This window comes from Streptomyces sp. G-G2 (genome assembly GCF_030063135.1).
Lineage (GTDB): Bacteria > Actinomycetota > Actinomycetes > Streptomycetales > Streptomycetaceae > Streptomyces.
This window is the reverse complement of the sequence record NZ_JASISO010000138.1, coordinates 1-710: the sequence shown is the minus strand read 5'-3', so window position 1 is coordinate 710 and position 710 is coordinate 1. Positions and strand designations below refer to the sequence as shown.

Below are 710 nucleotides of genomic sequence, written 5' to 3'. Positions count from 1 at the left end.
TCGCCGGGGGTCCGCTCGGCGATGAGCCGGGCGGCCTCGGAGCGGACGTCCACGGCGAAGCCGGGGGCGAGGGTGCACAGCTTGGCGGCCTGCTCCTGGATCGCGGCGACGACCTTGGGGTGCTGGTGGCCGATGTTGGTGTTCACCAGCTGGGAGGCGAAGTCGAGGTAGTGCTTGCCCTCGTAGTCCCAGAAGTACGACCCCTCGGCCCCGGCGACGGCGAGCGGGTCGATCAGGGCCTGGGCGGACCAGGAGTGGAAGACGTGGGCGCGGTCGGCGGCCTTGACGGCCGCGCCCGCGTGCGGGTCGGCGTGGGCGGCGGCCACGGCGTGGGAGGCGGCGTGCGGGGCATGAGGGGTCATACGGCCAGGCTAGAAGTGCGCAGGTGGGAGGGGATATCGGCGGTCTGTATGGGGCTGGGGCGCGGACCTCGGCAACCTGTCCGGGTGCGGAGCCCTCGGCGGTGGCCCTTTGACAGGCGCGGAGGGCGGCGACAGCCTTGACCGTAAGGGCCCGCACCTGCGCTTGGACCTGCACCTGGACCTGGACCTGGACCTGGAGGCGAACGTCATGAGCGACACCGGCCTAGATGAATGAGTCCAAGGGGTGTCGTTGCGGTCAGTGGTCGTAGGCGATCAGTGACCGCTTGACCGGCTGCCCAGTCTTGTCGTTGTGCCAGATCGCCGCCGTGAGTGCGAGGATCCGGCACA

At 70.4% G+C, this 710-nt stretch carries 2 protein-coding genes; one reads left to right on the top strand and one right to left on the bottom strand.

All coding sequences use genetic code 11. The features are described from left to right. Positions 1 to 362: aminotransferase class III-fold pyridoxal phosphate-dependent enzyme (locus QMF80_RS37960; RefSeq protein WP_283461992.1), on the bottom strand; the 362-nt coding region annotated here is incomplete at its 3' end. Between the two features lie 109 nt (positions 363 to 471). Here QMF80_RS37960 and QMF80_RS37955 point away from each other — a divergent pair. Further along, positions 472 to 597 (top strand): hypothetical protein, encoded by a 126-nt coding sequence (locus QMF80_RS37955; RefSeq protein ID WP_283461990.1) that lies wholly within the window; start codon positions 472 to 474, stop codon positions 595 to 597. The last annotated feature ends 113 nt before the right edge of the window (positions 598 to 710 follow it).